Genomic DNA, 17,033 nt, shown 5'->3' with positions numbered 1-17,033 from the left:
ATAACCTCTTTGTGAGGGTGAGTAACTTACCCCTTTCCTAAATGCACCACGGGTACATTATACAATTCCATTTGAGATGTTCATCATATGAACTCCATTACGAAGATCTAGCAACGCCTTCGCATTCCGTCACTAAATTAAGTGACCCCCATATAATGATACTCTTAGGGTCGTTTTATCAAGCCCAAATTGCGTAGTCCACCAGCAGTTAATAGGACATTTTGTTTGCGCATGTAGTGGCCAGCGGCAAACTCTTTGGAAAAAAATTTCGAGCTCACGAGGGAGGGCTTGATAAGTATCTGTTGATACCCGACCCTGGATTGTGTATCCAGATTAGCAAAATGATTCCCTTTGTTTCGATACCAAATCTGCGAAATGTTTTATTGATCTACGGCAAGTCTTGGGTTTTCCCAACGAGTGAAAAACAGCGTCACGCCGAGCAGAATGTCATTTAAGGTGAGGCAAATAATTTACAGGTGTGGAATTCGCCTGCAGCGTGGGAAGCTTGCGTAATATTCGCTATTTCGTGAAGAGCTTTAGTTGCTTAGTTTGTTCTGGTTTCGACGCTGATTCGAGATACGTCGTTGCCGCTTTTTCCACCATAGATAGATGCCGCTACCAAATAGAACGGCGGGCGTGATGCCGGTAATCAGAAGTAGCCAGCGACCACCTAAGCCAAGCGCATCGCCGCTGTGTAAAGGGAATTGCCAGATTAAAAATTTATTACCCATTGGCGCCGTCAGTGGGTTCCAGCTGGCTAATACTTCGCCAGTGTATTGATCTACCCACACCTTGCTAGCACCGTAATTTGTCCACGCCTCTTCGCTTTGGGTTAAGAGCAACTGGTAGCTGGCGGTGTCGCTGTTTGGTAAGTAAATTCGTTTTAAGGTCGCGCCGGGGAAAATGGCTGATGCTTTTGCGACGGCGATATCTGCGCTTATCACTTGGGTTTCAATCTTGTTTCTCGGTGATGAGCTAGGCGACGGCAGTTTGGTTACGGGACTCACAAAATTAACTGCCGCTTCCATCGGGCCATGAAAAATTAAGCCAATACCTGTAAATGCGGATAAGCCCAGCAGTACAGAGAAAAAAACACCTATGAATTTGTGTAGGTCGTAGTTTAATCGCATCGCGCCCTTGTGACGCTCAATACGCAGCGCGCCGCGCCATTGGCCGCGGCGGGGCCACCAGATTACGATGCCACTGAGACAAAAGAAAAGTAGTGCTATACCCATTGTTCCAACAATGTATTTACCGGTTTGGCCAGCGGTTAAACTATGGTGAAAACTATATAGCCATGTCATTGGGTAGTTACCCCAAACTCGCACGGCGAGGACGTCAGCTGAATCTGGAGCGATGCTAACTTCTAAGGCTTTGCCGTCATCTGCGCCGCCGGGAAAGCGGGCGACATGTGGACTGCCCGCTGCACGAGACAGGTAAAGTCGGCTGAGAGTAGCTTCGCTTGGTGCCGCTTCTCTTGCGGCGTTAATAACTGATTCTAGCTCTATTAGGACGGTCGATGGATCACTGCGCAGTTCAGGTGTTAGGGCTTCATCGATAGCGTGATCGAATACCAGTAGACTACCGCTAACACCAATTAGGCTAAGTAGTACACCGAAGATCAATCCGGCGTACTTATGCAGCTTTAATAGAACTTTGCGCATGTCGATATTTATGTTTAAAACTGCTTAGCAAACGACACGTTAACGCTACGTCCCAAGCCTTTAAAGTTTCTAGAATTAGATCCAGTGGTTTGTGAATAGTAGGTGAAATAATCTTCGTTGTTGAGATTTTGTATTCCCACGCTAATCGTTCCAAAGCTTGCAGCGTAATCCAGGTTGGTATCTACCGTGGTGTAGCCGTCAAATTTCGTGGTGGTTTGGCCGCTGCTGTTTTTAAAATTGCGGTCTTGAACTTGGCTGACTTGCAGGCGTGAACTGAGTTTGTCCGTCCACTCGCGGTCCCAGCTAATATTGACGCGATTCGGGCCGATATTCGCACCGGCAAGGTCGGTGTCTACTTTACCGTTGCCGTCTGAGTCGTATTCACCTTCCTGACGGGCGATGCGAATATTGAGGGTGTCCACATCGCTGGCAAACCAGCTGGCGCGAAGTTCGATACCGCTGATTTCAGTGCGTTCGCGTTTCACACTGTAAATGCCATTGGCGTCGGCTTCCAGGCGCTGGCCAAAATCAGAGTCCGATTGGTAATAGCTCAACTGTGTTTGGAAATTGCGATTTGTATATTCTGCACCAATCTCTGTGTTGTCAGTAATTATGGGCTCTAGATCCAGGAAAGTTTCTACGCTTTGATTCGGGACATTGATTCCCCGCAACACACGACCGACATCCGCCATAGAAAATCCTTCAGAAATATTGCCAAACAAGCGCCAGTTGTCAGTAATTTTGTAGGTGGCGCCAACATTAAATAGGGTGTCGTCGAATTTTGGATTGCCACCTTCTACAAATTGGCCGCCGTTATATGATGCCAAGGTGTTGAAATCGTCGACCATTAATTCTGAGTTTTCCTGGCGAACGCCAGCGGTAAGCGTGAGATTTTGAATACCGACATATTCAGCTTGTAAGAATGGCGCGTAGTTTTCGTACTCGGTTTTTGGCACCCAGTAGCGACCAGTGGTGATTAATTTTTGGTAAGTAGTGTCGGTAAAAATATCCATGCCGTAAACCAAGTTTAGTGGCATGCCAGCGATTTCATCTTTGATCAAAGTAATCTTAATACCTTGCTTCTCTGAGTTGTTTTGCGACTGATCAAATACCGATGGTCCGATAGCTGGGTCTTGGAAAGTCCCCGCGGCGCTTCCGCCATAGGTCGCTGCAAATTCCTGGGTGAAAAAATGCGCACGCAACTTGTGACCAAAGAAGGTTTCGTTACTATAATTAAAGCTGAGTAGGGTGACTTCATTACTGACAGGCTCGCCCTGTAAATCGCCTTTTTCTGCGGTGGTTGGAACACCTGCATCAATGTCGCCGTCCACCCCGACCCAGTCGTTGTTCCCGGCAATATCATAGTGGTTCACGGTCATTTCAAGTCGCTGTTCCTCCCAGTCGTAACCCACTTTTAAAAACACGTTGGCCATGTCGGAGTCGAGAGTGTCGCCTTGGGCATTATCGAAACCAATAATATTGCCATCGGCGTCGTAGCCTATGCCACTTTCTCGGTAGCCGATACTTGCGAGGGCGTCAAAGTCACGCCAGCTACCTGATGCACTGTAATTAACTCCGTACCCCAGGCTCTCGCTGATGTCCTCTTCCTGAAAAAATGACTCGATGCGTATGCTTTGCTCGGTAGTGTCGGTCGGTTTTTTGGTAATGAGATTGATAATGCCGCCTGAGGCACCTAAACCGTGAATAGCGTTAGCGCCATGTATAACTTCTACTCGTTCAAGCATTAGAGGGTCAATAGTGTGCGCGTCGCGACCACCGTCACGCAGAGGATTGGATTGTGGTACACCGTCCACGAGGTATAGCGGTTTACGTCCGCGCAGACTCTCTCCCGCGTTCGTCATCTTTTGACGACTTGGTGCGAAGCTAGGAATCAGATTGCCAAGAATGGTAGACATGTCACTAGTGACGCCCATCTGCTTAATCAGCTCTTGCTCGTTTATAACCGTAACGGTATTGGCAATGGTGCTGAGTGGTCGCTCCGAGCGGCTGGCCGTAACCACCATTTCTTCGGTGAACTCTTTGGCGATGGCAGCGCTGCTGGCGGCTATTAGTGCGAGGGTGGTTAAGGACAGCGATTTCTTGAGATTTGTCATGGAGATTTTCTACTCGAAATTGGAGTTCTGGTTAAGGCGGTCTTACCGAAGGTATTTGATAATCGCTAATTGTATAGATTATGAGAATCATTATCAATTGTGATTGGAGCGGTTTTGCAGGCAAGGGCGGTGGCTCGGAAGTAACTCGTCGTACCCGACCCCGATCGGGGATCCATATGCCTTAAATCGAAAGCCCAAAATTCCCCCCGTCATACTCGACCCCGATCGAATATCCAGGTGAGCGTGAGCGAATGCTTTTAAGTATCTGTCGTCAGACGTCCGACATGGTATTTGACCCCGAATGCTACAGGCATTGCTTAATTCTGGCGTTTAACTGATAGCAACTTTTTCGTCCTTCTGGACGACTTACTTTCTTTTTGCTTGCCCAAAAAGAAAGTAAGCAAAGAAAAAAGGCACCCTGCATCACCGTCGATGGCAAAAAGCGCCATCGAAACCCTGCGCGCTTCACAAGTAACGGCGCGAGAAAAACTCGCCTTCGGCTCAAACAGTTTCTCGCTCTAATCCGTTACTTGCTGCAGTGCTCAGTGGTGCTGAAGGGGTTTGGGCGTTGGCTGAAAGTTTTGTGGTTCTGTTTAATTTAATTACTAGAACATGGCACCGCTGTTAATCCCGCTTTTGAACTCACCGAGCATCGCAGAAATGCAATGGGATGTTGTTAGCGAGGACTGTCTGAGCCGAAGGCGAGTTCCGCAGCGATCCCATTGGATTTGTGTGAGCGCAGGGTACCCGAAGGGTGAGTGATAGCGGGCGGATTTCTTGCTTACTTCTTTTTCCGAGAAAAGACAATTTGCTTTTTAATTGATCGCTGTTTTTTGGCGACCCGAAGGGTGAGGCACGTAGTGCCGAATGACTAAGTCGCCCAACGAGGGCGAAATAAGAGCTAGCAGATAACCGTAATAATTCTATAGTCTCAAAATTACTCGCTTGGAGTTTTTATTCTGCCCCAAAATTTAAATTGAGGATCAATAATAAATCAAAGACTTTGATCCTGTCGCTCCTCATCTTCTTTGAGCAGTTACGCGTCTTGCTCGTTGTCATTTGTAAGTAGTGGCAATGTAGTACCACTTGCCGACTCTTCAGCGCTAGCCTGTGTTCTCCAGATAATATCTGCAACATCTTTAATTAATTTCACCATAGGTTTTGCATCGTCTCCAAACCTACCAATAATTACGCCAGCGTCACCAACAAGCCATTCCTACGAAAAGTTTCTGTTGTGCGGAGCTTGGGATCGAATGGGCGCGCTGAGCTAGAAGCTTAGCTCAATCCCAGCTGATCCCAAATATCATCTATCTTCTGAATAACGGCAGGATCCTTCACAATGGGTCTGCCCCACTCGCGGGCGGTTTCACCGCCCATCTTATTGGTGGCGTCCATTCCCATTTTGGAGCCTAGACCCGAAACAGGTGAGGCAAAGTCGAGATAGTCGATCGGGGTATTTTCGACGAGTACGGTATCGCGTGCGGGATCCATACGGGTTGTGATGGCCCAGATAACGTCGTTCCAGTCTCGAGCGTTGACGTCGTCGTCGCAAACAATCACAAACTTGGTGTACATAAATTGCCGTAAAAACGACCAAACCCCAAACATGACGCGTTTGGCGTGACCTGGATATTGTTTCTTAATCGTCACCACGGCCATGCGATAGGAGCAGCCTTCCGGTGGCAGATAAAAGTCGACTATCTCTGGGAATTGCCTTTGCAGCAGCGGGACTAACACTTCATTCAAGGCGACGCCGAGTACGGCGGGCTCATCCGGTGGCCGGCCGGTATAGGTGCTGTGATAGATCGGTTTTTTGCGATGGCTGATGTGGGTGACGGTAAATACCGGGAAGCTATCTACTTCATTATAGTAGCCAGTGTGATCGCCGTAGGGGCCTTCGTCGGCCATTTCTTCGGGGTCGATATAACCCTCTAGAATAAATTCTGCGGTCGCGGGTACCTGTAAATCATTGCTCAAGCTTTTGGTGAGTTCGGTCTTGCTGCCGCGCAGTAATCCTGCAAAGGCATATTCGCTCAGTGAGTCGGGCACCGGCGTAACCGCGCCTAGGGTCGTAGCCGGATCGGCGCCAAGCGCAACCGATATTGGAAATTTTTCACCAGGGTTGCTGGCTTTAAACTCCTGGAAATCCAGTGCGCCGCCGCGATGTGAAAGCCAGCGCATTATCAGCTTGTTTTTGCCGATAAGCTGCATGCGGTAAATGCCGAGGTTCTGGCGTTCTTTATTTGGTCCACGGGTAATTACCAGAGGCCAAGTAATTAACGGCGCGGCGTCGTCTGGCCAGCAGGTTTGAATTGGTAATGTATGTAGGTCAACCGCGTCGCCTTCAATTAGGCACTCTTGGCAGGGGGCGTTGTTCACCATTTTCGGCCCCATATTCAAAACTTGTTTGAATACCGGTAGCTTGCTCCACGCGTCGCGCAGGCCTTTTGGTGGATCTGGTTGGCGCAGAAAAGCGAGTAATTCGCCGACCTCGTGCAGGGCCTTAATGTCGTCTTTACCCATACCCATGGCGACGCGTTTTTCGGTGCCGAATAAATTCGCCAATACCGGAATGCTGTAGCCAATAGGGTTTTCGAATAACAGGGCAGGCCCACCTGCGCGCAAAACGCGGTCGCAGATCTCGGTCATTTCCAGATTGGGATCAACGGGGTGGCTAATACGTTTTAGCTCACCTTGTTTTTCTAAATGCCGGATGAATTCTCTGAGGTCTTTATACATAAAGGAAGGTCTGATGTCGGAAGTCGGGTGTCTGAGGCTGCTGGGAGCGGCCTCAGTTTCATACTATCAAACTTTATTGCGGTGTAGCTTCAGGGCTTTTGCGTCGGGCGTCAGGCCTCCGACGTCAGACTCACTTCCTTTTCATCGAGTCAAAGAAGTCCGCGTTGGTCTTGGTGTCTTTGAGCTTGTCGATTAAGAATTCAATCGCTGCGGTGTCTTCCATGCCGTGCAGTAATTTACGCAGAATCCACATTCTGGCGAGTTCCTCTTCACCGGTCAGCAATTCTTCGCGACGGGTGCCGGAGCGACGAATATTGATGGCGGGGTAAACGCGCTTCTCGGCAATTTTGCGGTCGAGATGCAGTTCGTTATTACCCGTACCTTTAAACTCTTCGTAGATAACCTCGTCCATTTTCGACCCGGTATCAATCAATGCGGTTGCGATAATGGATAAGCTGCCGCCTTCTTCAATATTACGAGCTGCGCCGAAAAAGCGCTTTGGGCGTTCCAAGGCGTGTGCGTCGACACCGCCGGTCAGTACTTTGCCGGAGCTGGGGATAATGGTGTTATAAGCGCGAGCTAGACGAGTGATAGAGTCGAGCAGAATAACCACGTCGCGTTTGTGTTCAACCAAGCGCTTGGCTTTTTCGATAACCATTTCGGCCACTTGAACGTGACGTGCAGGTGGCTCGTCAAAGGTCGAGGCCACCACTTCTGCGCCGCGAATACCGACGGAGCGCTGCATCTCGGTGACTTCTTCAGGACGTTCGTCAATCAGCAGAACGATAACGTAGCACTCTGGATTGTTGCGAATAATGCTCGAGGCAATATTCTGCAGCATCAGGGTCTTACCCGCTTTTGGCGGTGCGACGATCAGACCGCGCTGGCCTTTGCCGATTGGTGCAGCTAAATCGATGATGCGTCCGGTTAAATCCTCAGTCGAACCTGTGCCCATTTCAAGCGTTAAGCGCTCATTGGGAAACAGGGGGGTGAGGTTTTCAAACAGGACTTTGTTCTTGGACTGTTCGGGGCGGGTGAAGTTAACTTCGTCGACTTTCAATAGTGCAAAATAGCGCTCGCCTTCTTTTGGCGGCCGGATTTTGCCAGCAATACTATCGCCAGTGCGCAGGTTAAAGCGTCTGATCTGGCTGGGTGAAACATATATATCGTCGGGGCCGGCGAGGTATGAGCAGTCGGCCGACCGCAAGAAGCCGAAGCCGTCCTGGAGTATTTCCAGTACGCCGTCGCCGTGAATATCTTCACCACTTTTGGCGTGTCGTTTCAGTATGGAGAAGATGATGTCTTGTTTGCGTGAGCGGGCAATGTTGTCCAGGCCGCTTTCTTTAGCAATGTCGAGTAGTTCTTGGGCTGATTTAGTTTTTAGATCGGTCAGATTCATAGGTATATGGGTTTAGTGGTATCAATTAGACGGGATATAAGCGAGACGTGGGATCGGCAAAAACCGGGAAGCCGGAACGAACTCGACGAGTTAAGCTGAAGCGAATATAAGGTTAATTATTGGGTGTTCTTTGAAGGATCTTGCGCACTCTATCACTGAAAAGTTAGGGCGTCTACCTTTTAGCGTGAGCCCGCTCAGTTTTACTGAGCGGGCTGCAGTGGGCTTACAGTGCTGAATTCACGAAATCCAGTAACTGGGTTTTAGACAGTGCGCCAACTTTAGTGGCCTCTGCATTTCCGCCTTTGAAAATCATCAGCGTTGGAATACCGCGAACGCTAAATTTGGCAGGCGTGTCGCTGTTGGCATCGACATCGATTTTGCAGATTTTCAATTTGCCAGCGAACTCGCCTGAAATTTCATCCAGAATGGGTGCAATCATTTTACAAGGGCCACACCACTCAGCCCAGAAATCGACCAGCACAGGTAAATCAGACTTCAGCACGTCTTCTTCAAAGCTGCTGTCGGTGACGTGAACGATGTTGTCGCTCATGTTAATTCTCCGAATAAACTTCACAAAATAAAGGATGTGCGATGATAGCACAGGAATTGGCGGGATGTGAAAAGGGGTAACAGTGTGAATTTGACCGTTGGCTCGTATGTGGCGGCGATAGATATGGGGTCAAATAGCTTTCATTTATTGATCGCACAAGTGCAATCGAATGGTTGGTGTGCTGTGTATACCGAGGAACGCAGAGTGCAATTAGCTGCGGGTGCCGACCAAGGTAGTTTACAGAGCGACGCCCGAGACCGTGCCTTATTGTGCCTGCAAGATTACAAGGAGGTATTGGCGCGCTACCGCATTGCGGAACTGCACGTGGTTGCCACTGCGTCATTGCGCGGCGTGGGCAATGCCTTGCCGTTTTTATCGGCCGTGGAGAATTTACTCGGTGTGTTGCCATCTATCATTAGTGGTGAGCGGGAAGCGGAGCTGGTTTATCTTGGCGTTAGCACAAAATTGTTGGGCAAAGCGGATACCTCGTCTCAGCAACATTGCCTGGTGATTGATATTGGTGGTGGCAGTACTGAACTCGCCTGGGGTTTCGCACATCGAATGGTGAAAGGGGTGAGTGTCGGTGTCGGCTGCCTGCATTATTTGCGCTATTTTCCGGATGGTGAATTGCGAGAAGAACATTTTAATGCAGCGCGCGATGCCGCGACGGTGATATTTAAGCAGGCATTGCATCGTTTTCCGGCGGCTTTTTGGGAATCGTCTCCCCGTGTCGTTGGCTGCTCTGGCACCTTGTTGGCGGTTGAACAGGTGCTCTTAGCGCAGCCTAAAAACCCAAGTAGTACGGGGATTTACTTGCAACAGTTGCAGGCACTGGTAGACAGTTTGTTCTCATTTAACACCGTTGATGACGTTCGCTACCCCGGTCTGACCGAAGATCGCCGGTCTATTTTTGCCTCTGGCGTGGCGATTGTAATGGCCCTGTTCGAGGCCTTAAATATTAGTAGTATGCAACTTTCGCAGCGCGGGCTGCGTGAGGGTATTATCGAAAATCGGCTCGCTGACGGCGGGCTGACATTCCAGCAAGGAGGACAGCAGCAATGAAAAAAGTCGCACTGATACTATCCGGTTGTGGTGTTTATGATGGTTCCGAAATATATGAATCGGTACTCACCATGTTGTCATTAGAAAACCATGGCGCCAGCTACCAGTGTTTTGCGCCGAATATTGAGCAGCTCCATGTTATCAACCATTTAGTGGGTGAAGTGGCCGAAGGCGAAAGCCGCAATGTGTTAGTTGAAGCCGCGCGATTGGCTCGTGGCGAAGTGAAGGACTTGGCCGATGCACTGCCAGCAGATTTTGATGCAGTGATCGTGCCTGGCGGCTTTGGTGCGGCCAAAAATCTATCTGATTTTGCTGTAAATGGCGCTGATATGACGGTGCAAAAAGATGTACTGCATTTTGTTCAGGCTATGCACAAGGCGGGCAAGCCGACCGGTTTGATCTGCATAGCACCGACCATGGCGGCCCGTATTTTTGGTGATGGTGTGAAATGTACTGTGGGTAATGACGCCGATGTTGCCGCTGCCATTAATAGTATGGGCGCGCTGCATCAGAGCTGTTTGGTCGATGAAGTTTGCATAGACGAGACGATGAAGTTAGTCACAACGCCGGCCTATATGTTGGCGGGAAGTATTGCCGAAGCGGCTAAGGGAATTAATCGCTGTGTCCGAGAAGTTTTAAATATGGCCTAGTTGCATCGCGGGGTTTTGAGCATACGGCTGGTCTGATTGCGCGCTGGCCGTTATGCTTGCCGCATTTGCTTGAGTATGGGAACGCATTCGCGACATGCCCCGATTTTCATATAGTGCTTTTTTCTACTTAATTTTGCCGCTGGTGTTACTGCGCTTGCTTTGGCGAGGGTGGCAGGCGCCGGCATATCGGCATCGTATTGCTGAGCGCTTTGGTTTTTTTCAGGCGCCAGCGCAAAAACACGGTTTGTGGATTCATGCGGTTTCAGTCGGCGAAAGCATAGCAGCGGCGCCGATCATTGAGCATTTCCTCGCAGAGCATCCAACCTTGCCTGTGGTAGTTACTACCATGACGCCAACCGGCTCTGAGCGGGTGCAAGCCATGTTTGGCGAGCGCGTGTTCCATGTTTATGCCCCCTATGATTTGCCTGATGCAGTAAGTCGGTTTTTAAAGCGTGTCCAGCCAAGCGTCGCGGTGATTATGGAAACCGAGATTTGGCCTAACATGGTTTGCCAAACGGCGTCGAAGGGGATTCCCGTACTCTTAGCGAATGGGCGGTTATCTGAGCGCTCCGCGCGCGGCTACGGTCGTTTGGCGGCGTTAACACGGGCGGTATTTTCGCAGTTTTCACAGGTGGTGGCGCAAACTGCGGATGACGGAGCGCGTTTTGTGGCACTGGGTGTGGCATCCGAGAACTTGACGGTTTCCGGTAGTATTAAATTCGATTTGGCTATTCCGTCCTTACTCCGAGATCAGGCGCGTGAGTTGCGTGAGCAGTGGTTTGGCACACGACCAGTGTGGATCGCGGCGAGCACCCACGCTGGTGAAGATGAAATTTTATTGGCGGCACACAAGGCATTGCTTGCGAAGCAAGCAAATGCGCTGCTGTTATTGGTGCCGAGACACCCAGAGCGTTTTAGCAAGGTTGCAGAATTAGTTACGGCTGAGGGGTTTAGCCTTCAGCGTAGAAGCGAATATCGGCAAGGCAGCAGTGCTATCGATGCGCAAGTAATTTTGGGCGATACCATGGGCGAGCTATTGCTGCTGCTTGGTTGCGCCGATATTGCCTTTGTTGGCGGTAGCCTTATTGAGCACGGTGGCCACAACACATTGGAGCCTGCAGCCTGGGGATTGCCGGTTCTGAGTGGCCCCAGCGATTTTAACTTTTCGGAAATTAGCGCTTTATTGCAAGGGGCGGGTGGCTTGCTAACGATAGTCGACGCGGAGGATTTAGCGGAGACGCTACAAGGGTTAATGACAGATTCGCAGCGTGCTGGACAGCAAGGAGCGGCGGCAAAACAGGTGGTAGATAATAATCGGGGCGCTTTACAGCGCTTGCTCACGGTGATCGAACAAGCGCTGGAATTGCGTTAAATGGCTTTAAGACTTTGCCGATTCAATCTCTTTTAGCTGTTCTCTTTTAATGAGATGGGCTTAGGCAGTTGTAACCATTTATTCAGTGCAATAATGTCTGCTGGACTCAATGTGCCGGCATTCAATTTTAGTTTTAGCACATCAATAACATAGTCGTAGCGGGCATTGGTGTAATCGCGCATTGCGCCGTAAAGGCGGCGTTGGGCATCGAGTACATCAACTATATTCCGTGTTCCCACTTCATAACCAGCCTCAGTTGCGTCTAGCGCGCTGCGGGTTGAAATGATGTTCTGTTTACGGGCATTGACGGTTTGCACATCGGTGTACACCGCAATGTGCTGCGCACGGGTGCCGGTAATGACCTGGCGCTGGGTAGTTTGCGCATTGTAGTTGGCCGCATTGTATTGCTCGTAGGCTTGACGTCGACCGGCACTAATTGCGCCACCCGCAAATAGGGGCATGGTCAACGTTACGCGCAGCGCATCTGATTCCGTGTAGGTTTCCGGCGGTAAAGCAAAACCGGAATCTGGTCGAACAATGTTCGTTCCATCTACATCGTTTTTACTGGTGGTGAAGCTGCCGACAACCTTAGGCAAATGCTCCATCTTTTTCGACTGGGCGGTTTCGTAAGCTGAGCTAGCGCCAGCGTTAGAAACCTGCAATAACTTGTTATTGGCCAGTGCAAAATCTACCCACTCTGCGCGGCTGGCGGGTTCCGGCATGGTAATGGGGAAGTCGGTTTTGAGCGACCATAGATTATTATGCTCCTGGCCCGTTAAGTTGCTGAGGTTTTCTCTGGCGATTGCCAGGGTGCCTTCAAAACCGTAACGCTGGGCAACGGTGCTGTCGAATACCGCGCGGGCCTCGTGCACGTCGGTGATGGCAATTAAGCCAACGTCAAAGCGTTGCTGGGTTTGCTCGAGCTGACGCTTAGCAGCGCGCTCTTCTGCTTTAGATGCGTCGAGGTTTTCACTGCCGCGCAATACATTGAAGTAGGCTTCTGCAGTACGTACGATCAATTGCTGCTGTTCGTAAGCCAGCTGCGCTTCGGCTTGTTCAGAAACCTTTTTGCCGGCTTGAAAGCTGAACCACGCAGGTAGATCAAAAAGAGGCTGGCTCAGCGATACGGAATAGAATTCTGAGTCGGTATCGGTAACGGTTGTTTGATCGATAATATTGAAATTTCCGAGGCTATCGCTTTGTAATCCTTTACCTTGCGAGTCGCTTTCAGAGTCTTGGTAGTAGGCTTGTGCGGTGATCTGCGGGAGCAGCCCAGCGCGGCTTAAATTCTCTGTTTCAATATTGGCGCGGTAGCTCGCTTGAGCCGCTTGTAACTGCGGATCATTTTTCACTGCAAGTTCATAGACATCGAGTAATGTGTCAGCCTGAACAAGGTGGCTGCTTAGGAGTGCAGCGATGGAGATACTGAGTAGATGACGTTTGGCAATCATAGAGGTAACCTGTCTCCAAAGAGGGCGGGAGGAAAGCCCTAAAGTGTACCAAATAAATACCCACTGAATATGAATATTAACTAAAGTTATGGAATGCGCGGGCATTTCATTGGGAGTGATGTGAATAACCATCAGTACCGAATAGACCTCAATGGTCATCTTGCCGATTGCGAAATGAATTTTCGCCGTTTGCAAAAATTGCTGCCGTCGGATGTGGAGGCTGGCGATTGTCTGCGTTTTGGCGTGGCGACTAACGCCGTTGAGCTACTGATTAAAGAGCGTGCGCCGTATACCACAATGATTGAACTGCGCTTGGAAAAGCCCCTATTCGCCGAGCTGCCAGTGCCGGTACTACAAGTTAGAATTTATCACGACGCTAATCTCGCGGAGGTCATGGGGGCGCGGGGATTGCGGCCGGTAAAGCCCCGCTACCGCTACCCAAATGCCAGCATGTACCACCGTGACGAAAAGGCGCAGCAAAACCGTTATCTAGGCGAATGGTTGAGTCTGTGCCTTAGTCATGGCCACTCTTTAGATAATCCGCTGAATATTCTTGAAATATGACGCCGTTCGCTTAATTTTACTGGCGCAAGGCTGGGGCATCCCGTATAAAACAAGCATTAATAATGGGGTTGTTCGGTGAATTTGCCTGCTCAAAAAGACAAAGCACTGCTGACGGTGGTGCAAATCAGCGATTGTCATCTCGGCGCCCAGCTGGGTGATAGCCTATTGGGTATGGATACCGATAATAGCTTAGAGCTAGTGCTGAGCACGTTGGCTGCAGAGTGCCCGCATATTGATTTGCTGGTCGTCTCTGGTGACATTGCAGCGCATGGCGATGCGGAATCCTACCGTCGTTTGTATGCGCGACTCGATGGTCTCGCGTCGCAAATGGTGTGGTTGCCGGGTAATCATGACGATGTGGATCTTATGAAAAGCATCGTTGGCGATCAAATGATGCCTACAACGGTGGATCTTGGCGCTTGGCGCTTGGGCTTTTTGAACTCTGCCATAGAAGGTGAGGTTGGCGGCTGCTTGGCGGCTGATCAGCTTTCAGCGCTGGCGAGCATTGCAGAGGCAGAGCGGCCCAGCTTGGTGTTCTTGCATCATCACTTGAGAGCCTTGGGCTGTGCCTGGCTAGATGAGCAACGGGTAACAAATGCAGATCAAGTCTTTGCCCTGGTCGCCGGTAAGCCCCAAATCAAAGCCTTTGTGTCGGGTCATGTGCACCAGCAGTCTGAAATGCTTTTTGAAAATGTGGGGCTGTTAACCACGCCCTCAACGTGTATTCAATTTGCGCCGAATAGCGACAACTTTGCGCTCGATGACTGCAATCCAGGCTATCGGGTATTTTACTTGGCGGAAAATGGTCGATTTCAAACAAGAGTGTCGCGGGTAAAAGGTGTAACATTTGCGGTCGACAATCTGGCAAGTGGTTACGAATGACAGCAGGGCTTATTTATATTCACGGGTTTATCTCGTCACCGCAATCTTTAAAAGCACAGCAACTGGGGCGTTACGTCGCCGAGCACCACCCCAATATTCATTATATGGTACCGTCGCTGTCGAATACGCCGGCAGAAGCACTTCGTGAGCTAGATCAATTAGTGCAAGATTTTTTGCAGAAGAAGACCGGACCATTGGGCTTAGTGGGAAGCTCCATGGGGGGATTTTTTGCCACCGTCTTGGCTGAGCGTTACCGCCTGCCCGCGGTGTTGGTGAACCCGGCGGTTCAACCCCACACCTTTGCGGAACATTTTATTGGCGAACACCACAATCCCTATACTGGTGTGGACTTTAGTTTGACGCAGGCCGACATTGATACGCTGCAGTCATTGGTGGTAAAACCGGACACCGGACGTTACTGGGTGATGGTACAGGAGCAGGACGAAACCTTGGACTATCGCCATGCGGTCAGCTTTTACGATGGCGTGCAGATGACAGTGGAGGCGGGTGGCGATCACGGCTTTCAGAATTTTGAACGCCATTTACCCGCGATCGTCGAGTTTATGCAATTGCCGGCGCCTGCAGTAGAGTAGTCAACATTAATAGAAAATAATACGGATTCCGGTCCATTCAATGGCTGGATGTTTAGCTCAATTAGTCAAATGCGGTGCGGCCGCTAACAATGGTTTTAGATGTCACAATATAATTCGCAATCCATCGAAGTCCTTACTGGTTTAGAGCCGGTGCGCAAGCGCCCCGGTATGTATACCGATACCACCCGACCCAATCATCTCGCGCAAGAAGTCATCGACAATAGCGTCGACGAAGCGCTGGCTGGGCACGCCAGTGAAATCATAGTCACCTTGTTTGCCGACGGCTCCTTGGCCTGCGGCGACAACGGCCGTGGTATGCCGGTAGACATTCACCCTGAGCAGGGCTTGCCGGGTGTTGAGGTTATTCTGTGTACCTTGCATGCCGGTGGCAAATTTTCGAACGACAATTACCAGTTCTCTGGTGGTCTTCACGGCGTTGGTGTGTCCGTAGTTAATGCCTTGTCTGAATCGCTAGAAATTATCATTAAACGCGACGGCGAAGTTCACCAGATGTTTTTTGCCAATGGCGACAAAACCTCTGAATTGGCCGTGATTGATAGCTGCGGCAAGCGCAATACTGGCACCTATATTCGCTTTACCCCCAATCCCAAATATTTTGATTCTGCCAAATTTTCGGTACGTCGTTTAAAACATGTATTACGTGCTAAGGCGGTACTATGCCCAGGATTGCGCGTCTGCTTTATTGATGAAACCGGCACCGAAAGCGAGGAGTGGTATTACGAAGACGGCCTGCGCGACTATCTCGCTGGTCACACCCGTGAATACGAAACCCTGCCATCCGAGCCCTTTATTGGCCATTTCAGCGGCCGCAGCGAGGCGGTTGATTGGGCTGTGCAATGGTTGCCTGAAGGTGGCGAACCTCTGGCTGAATCCTATGTAAACCTCATTCCCACCGCCCAGGGCGGTACCCACGTCAATGGTTTACGCAGCGGCTTATTAGACGCCATGCGAGAGTTTTGCGAGTTCCGCAGTCTGATTCCCCGCGGTGTGAAACTAGCCCCGGATGATATTTGGGAAAAGTGCAGTTACGTGCTGTCGTCTAAGCTTGCTGACCCGCAATTTTCTGGGCAAACCAAAGAGCGATTAAGTTCGCGGGAAGCCTCGGCATTTGTTGCCGGTGTTGCCAAAGATGCCTTCAGTTTGTGGTTAAACCAGCACACCGAAGACGCGGAAAAGCTCGCGGAACTCTGCATTAACAACGCTCAAACTCGGCTGCGTAAAGCCAAGAAAGTGGTGCGTAAAAAAGTCTCAGCGGGGCCAGCTTTGCCCGGTAAATTAGCCGATTGCTCTGGTGTCGATACCGAGCGCGCCGAGTTGTTCTTGGTGGAAGGGGATTCGGCGGGCGGTTCCGCCAAGCAAGCCCGCGATCGCCAGTTTCAGGCGATCTTGCCGCTGCGCGGTAAAATCTTAAATACCTGGGAAGTCGACGCCCAGCAAATTTTGGCCTCGCAAGAAGTCCACGATATTTCCGTAGCGATGGGTATAGATCCAGACTCCGACGACCTAAGCGGACTGCGCTACGGTAAAATCTGTGTACTGGCCGATGCGGATTCCGACGGACTTCACATTGCCACTTTGTTATGCGCTTTATTTCTACGTCATTTTCGCCCACTGGTTCAGCAAGGCCATGTTTATATTGCGATGCCACCGCTGTACCGTATCGACCTTGGTAAAGACGTTTTTTACGCGCTGGATAATGCCGAAAAGCAGGGCATTATGGACAGACTGGAAGCCGAGAATAAGCGTGGCAAAGTCTCTGTCACCCGATTCAAAGGCTTGGGTGAAATGAATCCCTTACAGCTTCGTGAAACCGTCATGGACCCCAACACCCGACGCTTGGTGCGACTGTCAATTGATGACGGTGATGAAACCGATAGTTTGATGGATATGTTGCTATCAAAGAAACGCGCGCCAGATCGTAAAACATGGCTTGAAGCCAGCGGTGATGAAGCAGAAATTTTGTTGTGAGTAT

The 17,033-nt window shown here is 50.2% G+C and carries 13 protein-coding genes; 7 read left to right on the top strand and 6 right to left on the bottom strand.

Annotation, left to right across the window (positions count from 1 at the left end; genetic code table 11):
* Positions 1 to 536: 536 nt before the first annotated feature.
* The 5 genes from AAC007_RS14835 to trxA form a co-directional block, all read right to left on the bottom strand.
* On the bottom strand, positions 537 to 1,664 hold the full coding sequence (locus AAC007_RS14835; RefSeq protein WP_339677812.1) for a PepSY-associated TM helix domain-containing protein: 1,128 nt from the start codon (positions 1,662 to 1,664) through the stop codon (positions 537 to 539).
* Between the two features lie 14 nt (positions 1,665 to 1,678).
* A complete protein-coding gene (locus AAC007_RS14830; RefSeq protein WP_339677810.1) occupies positions 1,679 to 3,778 on the bottom strand; it encodes a TonB-dependent receptor in 2,100 nt (699 codons plus the stop codon).
* Between the two features lie 1,275 nt (positions 3,779 to 5,053).
* On the bottom strand, positions 5,054 to 6,517 hold the full coding sequence (gene ubiD / locus AAC007_RS14825; protein WP_339677809.1) for a 4-hydroxy-3-polyprenylbenzoate decarboxylase: 1,464 nt from the start codon (positions 6,515 to 6,517) through the stop codon (positions 5,054 to 5,056).
* 130 nt (positions 6,518 to 6,647) lie between these two features.
* On the bottom strand, positions 6,648 to 7,916 hold the full coding sequence (gene rho, locus AAC007_RS14820) for a transcription termination factor Rho (protein WP_219043197.1): 1,269 nt from the start codon (positions 7,914 to 7,916) through the stop codon (positions 6,648 to 6,650).
* Between the two features lie 223 nt (positions 7,917 to 8,139).
* A complete protein-coding gene (gene trxA, locus AAC007_RS14815; RefSeq protein ID WP_159238771.1) occupies positions 8,140 to 8,466 on the bottom strand; it encodes a thioredoxin TrxA in 327 nt (108 codons plus the stop codon).
* Positions 8,467 to 8,550: 84 nt separating this feature from the next.
* On the opposite strand from trxA, the gene AAC007_RS14810 reads away from it, so the two are divergent.
* The 3 genes from AAC007_RS14810 to waaA all read left to right on the top strand — a co-directional run bounded on the left by AAC007_RS14810 (position 8,551) and on the right by waaA (position 11,550).
* The gene (locus AAC007_RS14810) at positions 8,551 to 9,528 is read left to right on the top strand and encodes a Ppx/GppA phosphatase family protein (RefSeq protein WP_339677807.1); all 978 of its coding nucleotides are present in this window, start codon (positions 8,551 to 8,553) and stop codon (positions 9,526 to 9,528) included.
* Positions 9,525 to 10,178 carry an isoprenoid biosynthesis glyoxalase ElbB gene (gene elbB, locus AAC007_RS14805; RefSeq protein WP_339677805.1) on the top strand — a complete coding sequence of 218 codons (654 nt, stop codon included), beginning with the start codon at positions 9,525 to 9,527 and terminating at the stop codon, positions 10,176 to 10,178. Before AAC007_RS14810 ends, elbB begins: the two co-directional genes overlap by 4 nt.
* 94 nt (positions 10,179 to 10,272) lie before the next feature.
* Positions 10,273 to 11,550 (top strand): lipid IV(A) 3-deoxy-D-manno-octulosonic acid transferase, encoded by a 1,278-nt coding sequence (gene waaA / locus AAC007_RS14800; RefSeq protein ID WP_339677803.1) that lies wholly within the window; start codon positions 10,273 to 10,275, stop codon positions 11,548 to 11,550.
* Positions 11,551 to 11,582: 32 nt separating this feature from the next.
* Here waaA and AAC007_RS14795 read toward each other — a convergent pair whose 3' ends face one another.
* Positions 11,583 to 13,001 (bottom strand): TolC family outer membrane protein, encoded by a 1,419-nt coding sequence (locus AAC007_RS14795; protein WP_339677801.1) that lies wholly within the window; start codon positions 12,999 to 13,001, stop codon positions 11,583 to 11,585.
* Between the two features lie 120 nt (positions 13,002 to 13,121).
* Between AAC007_RS14795 and AAC007_RS14790 the strand changes: the two genes are divergently transcribed.
* The 4 genes from AAC007_RS14790 to parE all read left to right on the top strand — a co-directional run bounded on the left by AAC007_RS14790 (position 13,122) and on the right by parE (position 17,029).
* On the top strand, positions 13,122 to 13,565 hold the full coding sequence (locus AAC007_RS14790) for a DUF1249 domain-containing protein (RefSeq protein ID WP_296434071.1): 444 nt from the start codon (positions 13,122 to 13,124) through the stop codon (positions 13,563 to 13,565).
* Positions 13,566 to 13,640: 75 nt separating this feature from the next.
* Positions 13,641 to 14,447: a phosphodiesterase gene (locus tag AAC007_RS14785; protein ID WP_296434070.1), complete on the top strand. Its 807-nt coding sequence runs from the start codon at positions 13,641 to 13,643 to the stop codon at positions 14,445 to 14,447.
* Entirely contained in the window at positions 14,444 to 15,040 is a 597-nt protein-coding gene (locus tag AAC007_RS14780; protein WP_296434069.1) for a YqiA/YcfP family alpha/beta fold hydrolase, read from the top strand. Before AAC007_RS14785 ends, AAC007_RS14780 begins: the two co-directional genes overlap by 4 nt.
* A 99-nt stretch (positions 15,041 to 15,139) precedes the next feature.
* On the top strand, positions 15,140 to 17,029 hold the full coding sequence (gene parE / locus AAC007_RS14775) for a DNA topoisomerase IV subunit B (protein WP_296434068.1): 1,890 nt from the start codon (positions 15,140 to 15,142) through the stop codon (positions 17,027 to 17,029).
* Positions 17,030 to 17,033: the final 4 nt, after the last annotated feature.

Source organism: uncultured Zhongshania sp., assembly GCF_963975605.1.
GTDB lineage: Bacteria > Pseudomonadota > Gammaproteobacteria > Pseudomonadales > Spongiibacteraceae > Spongiibacter > Spongiibacter aquimaris.
This window is presented reverse-complemented; position numbering and strand designations above follow the sequence as displayed.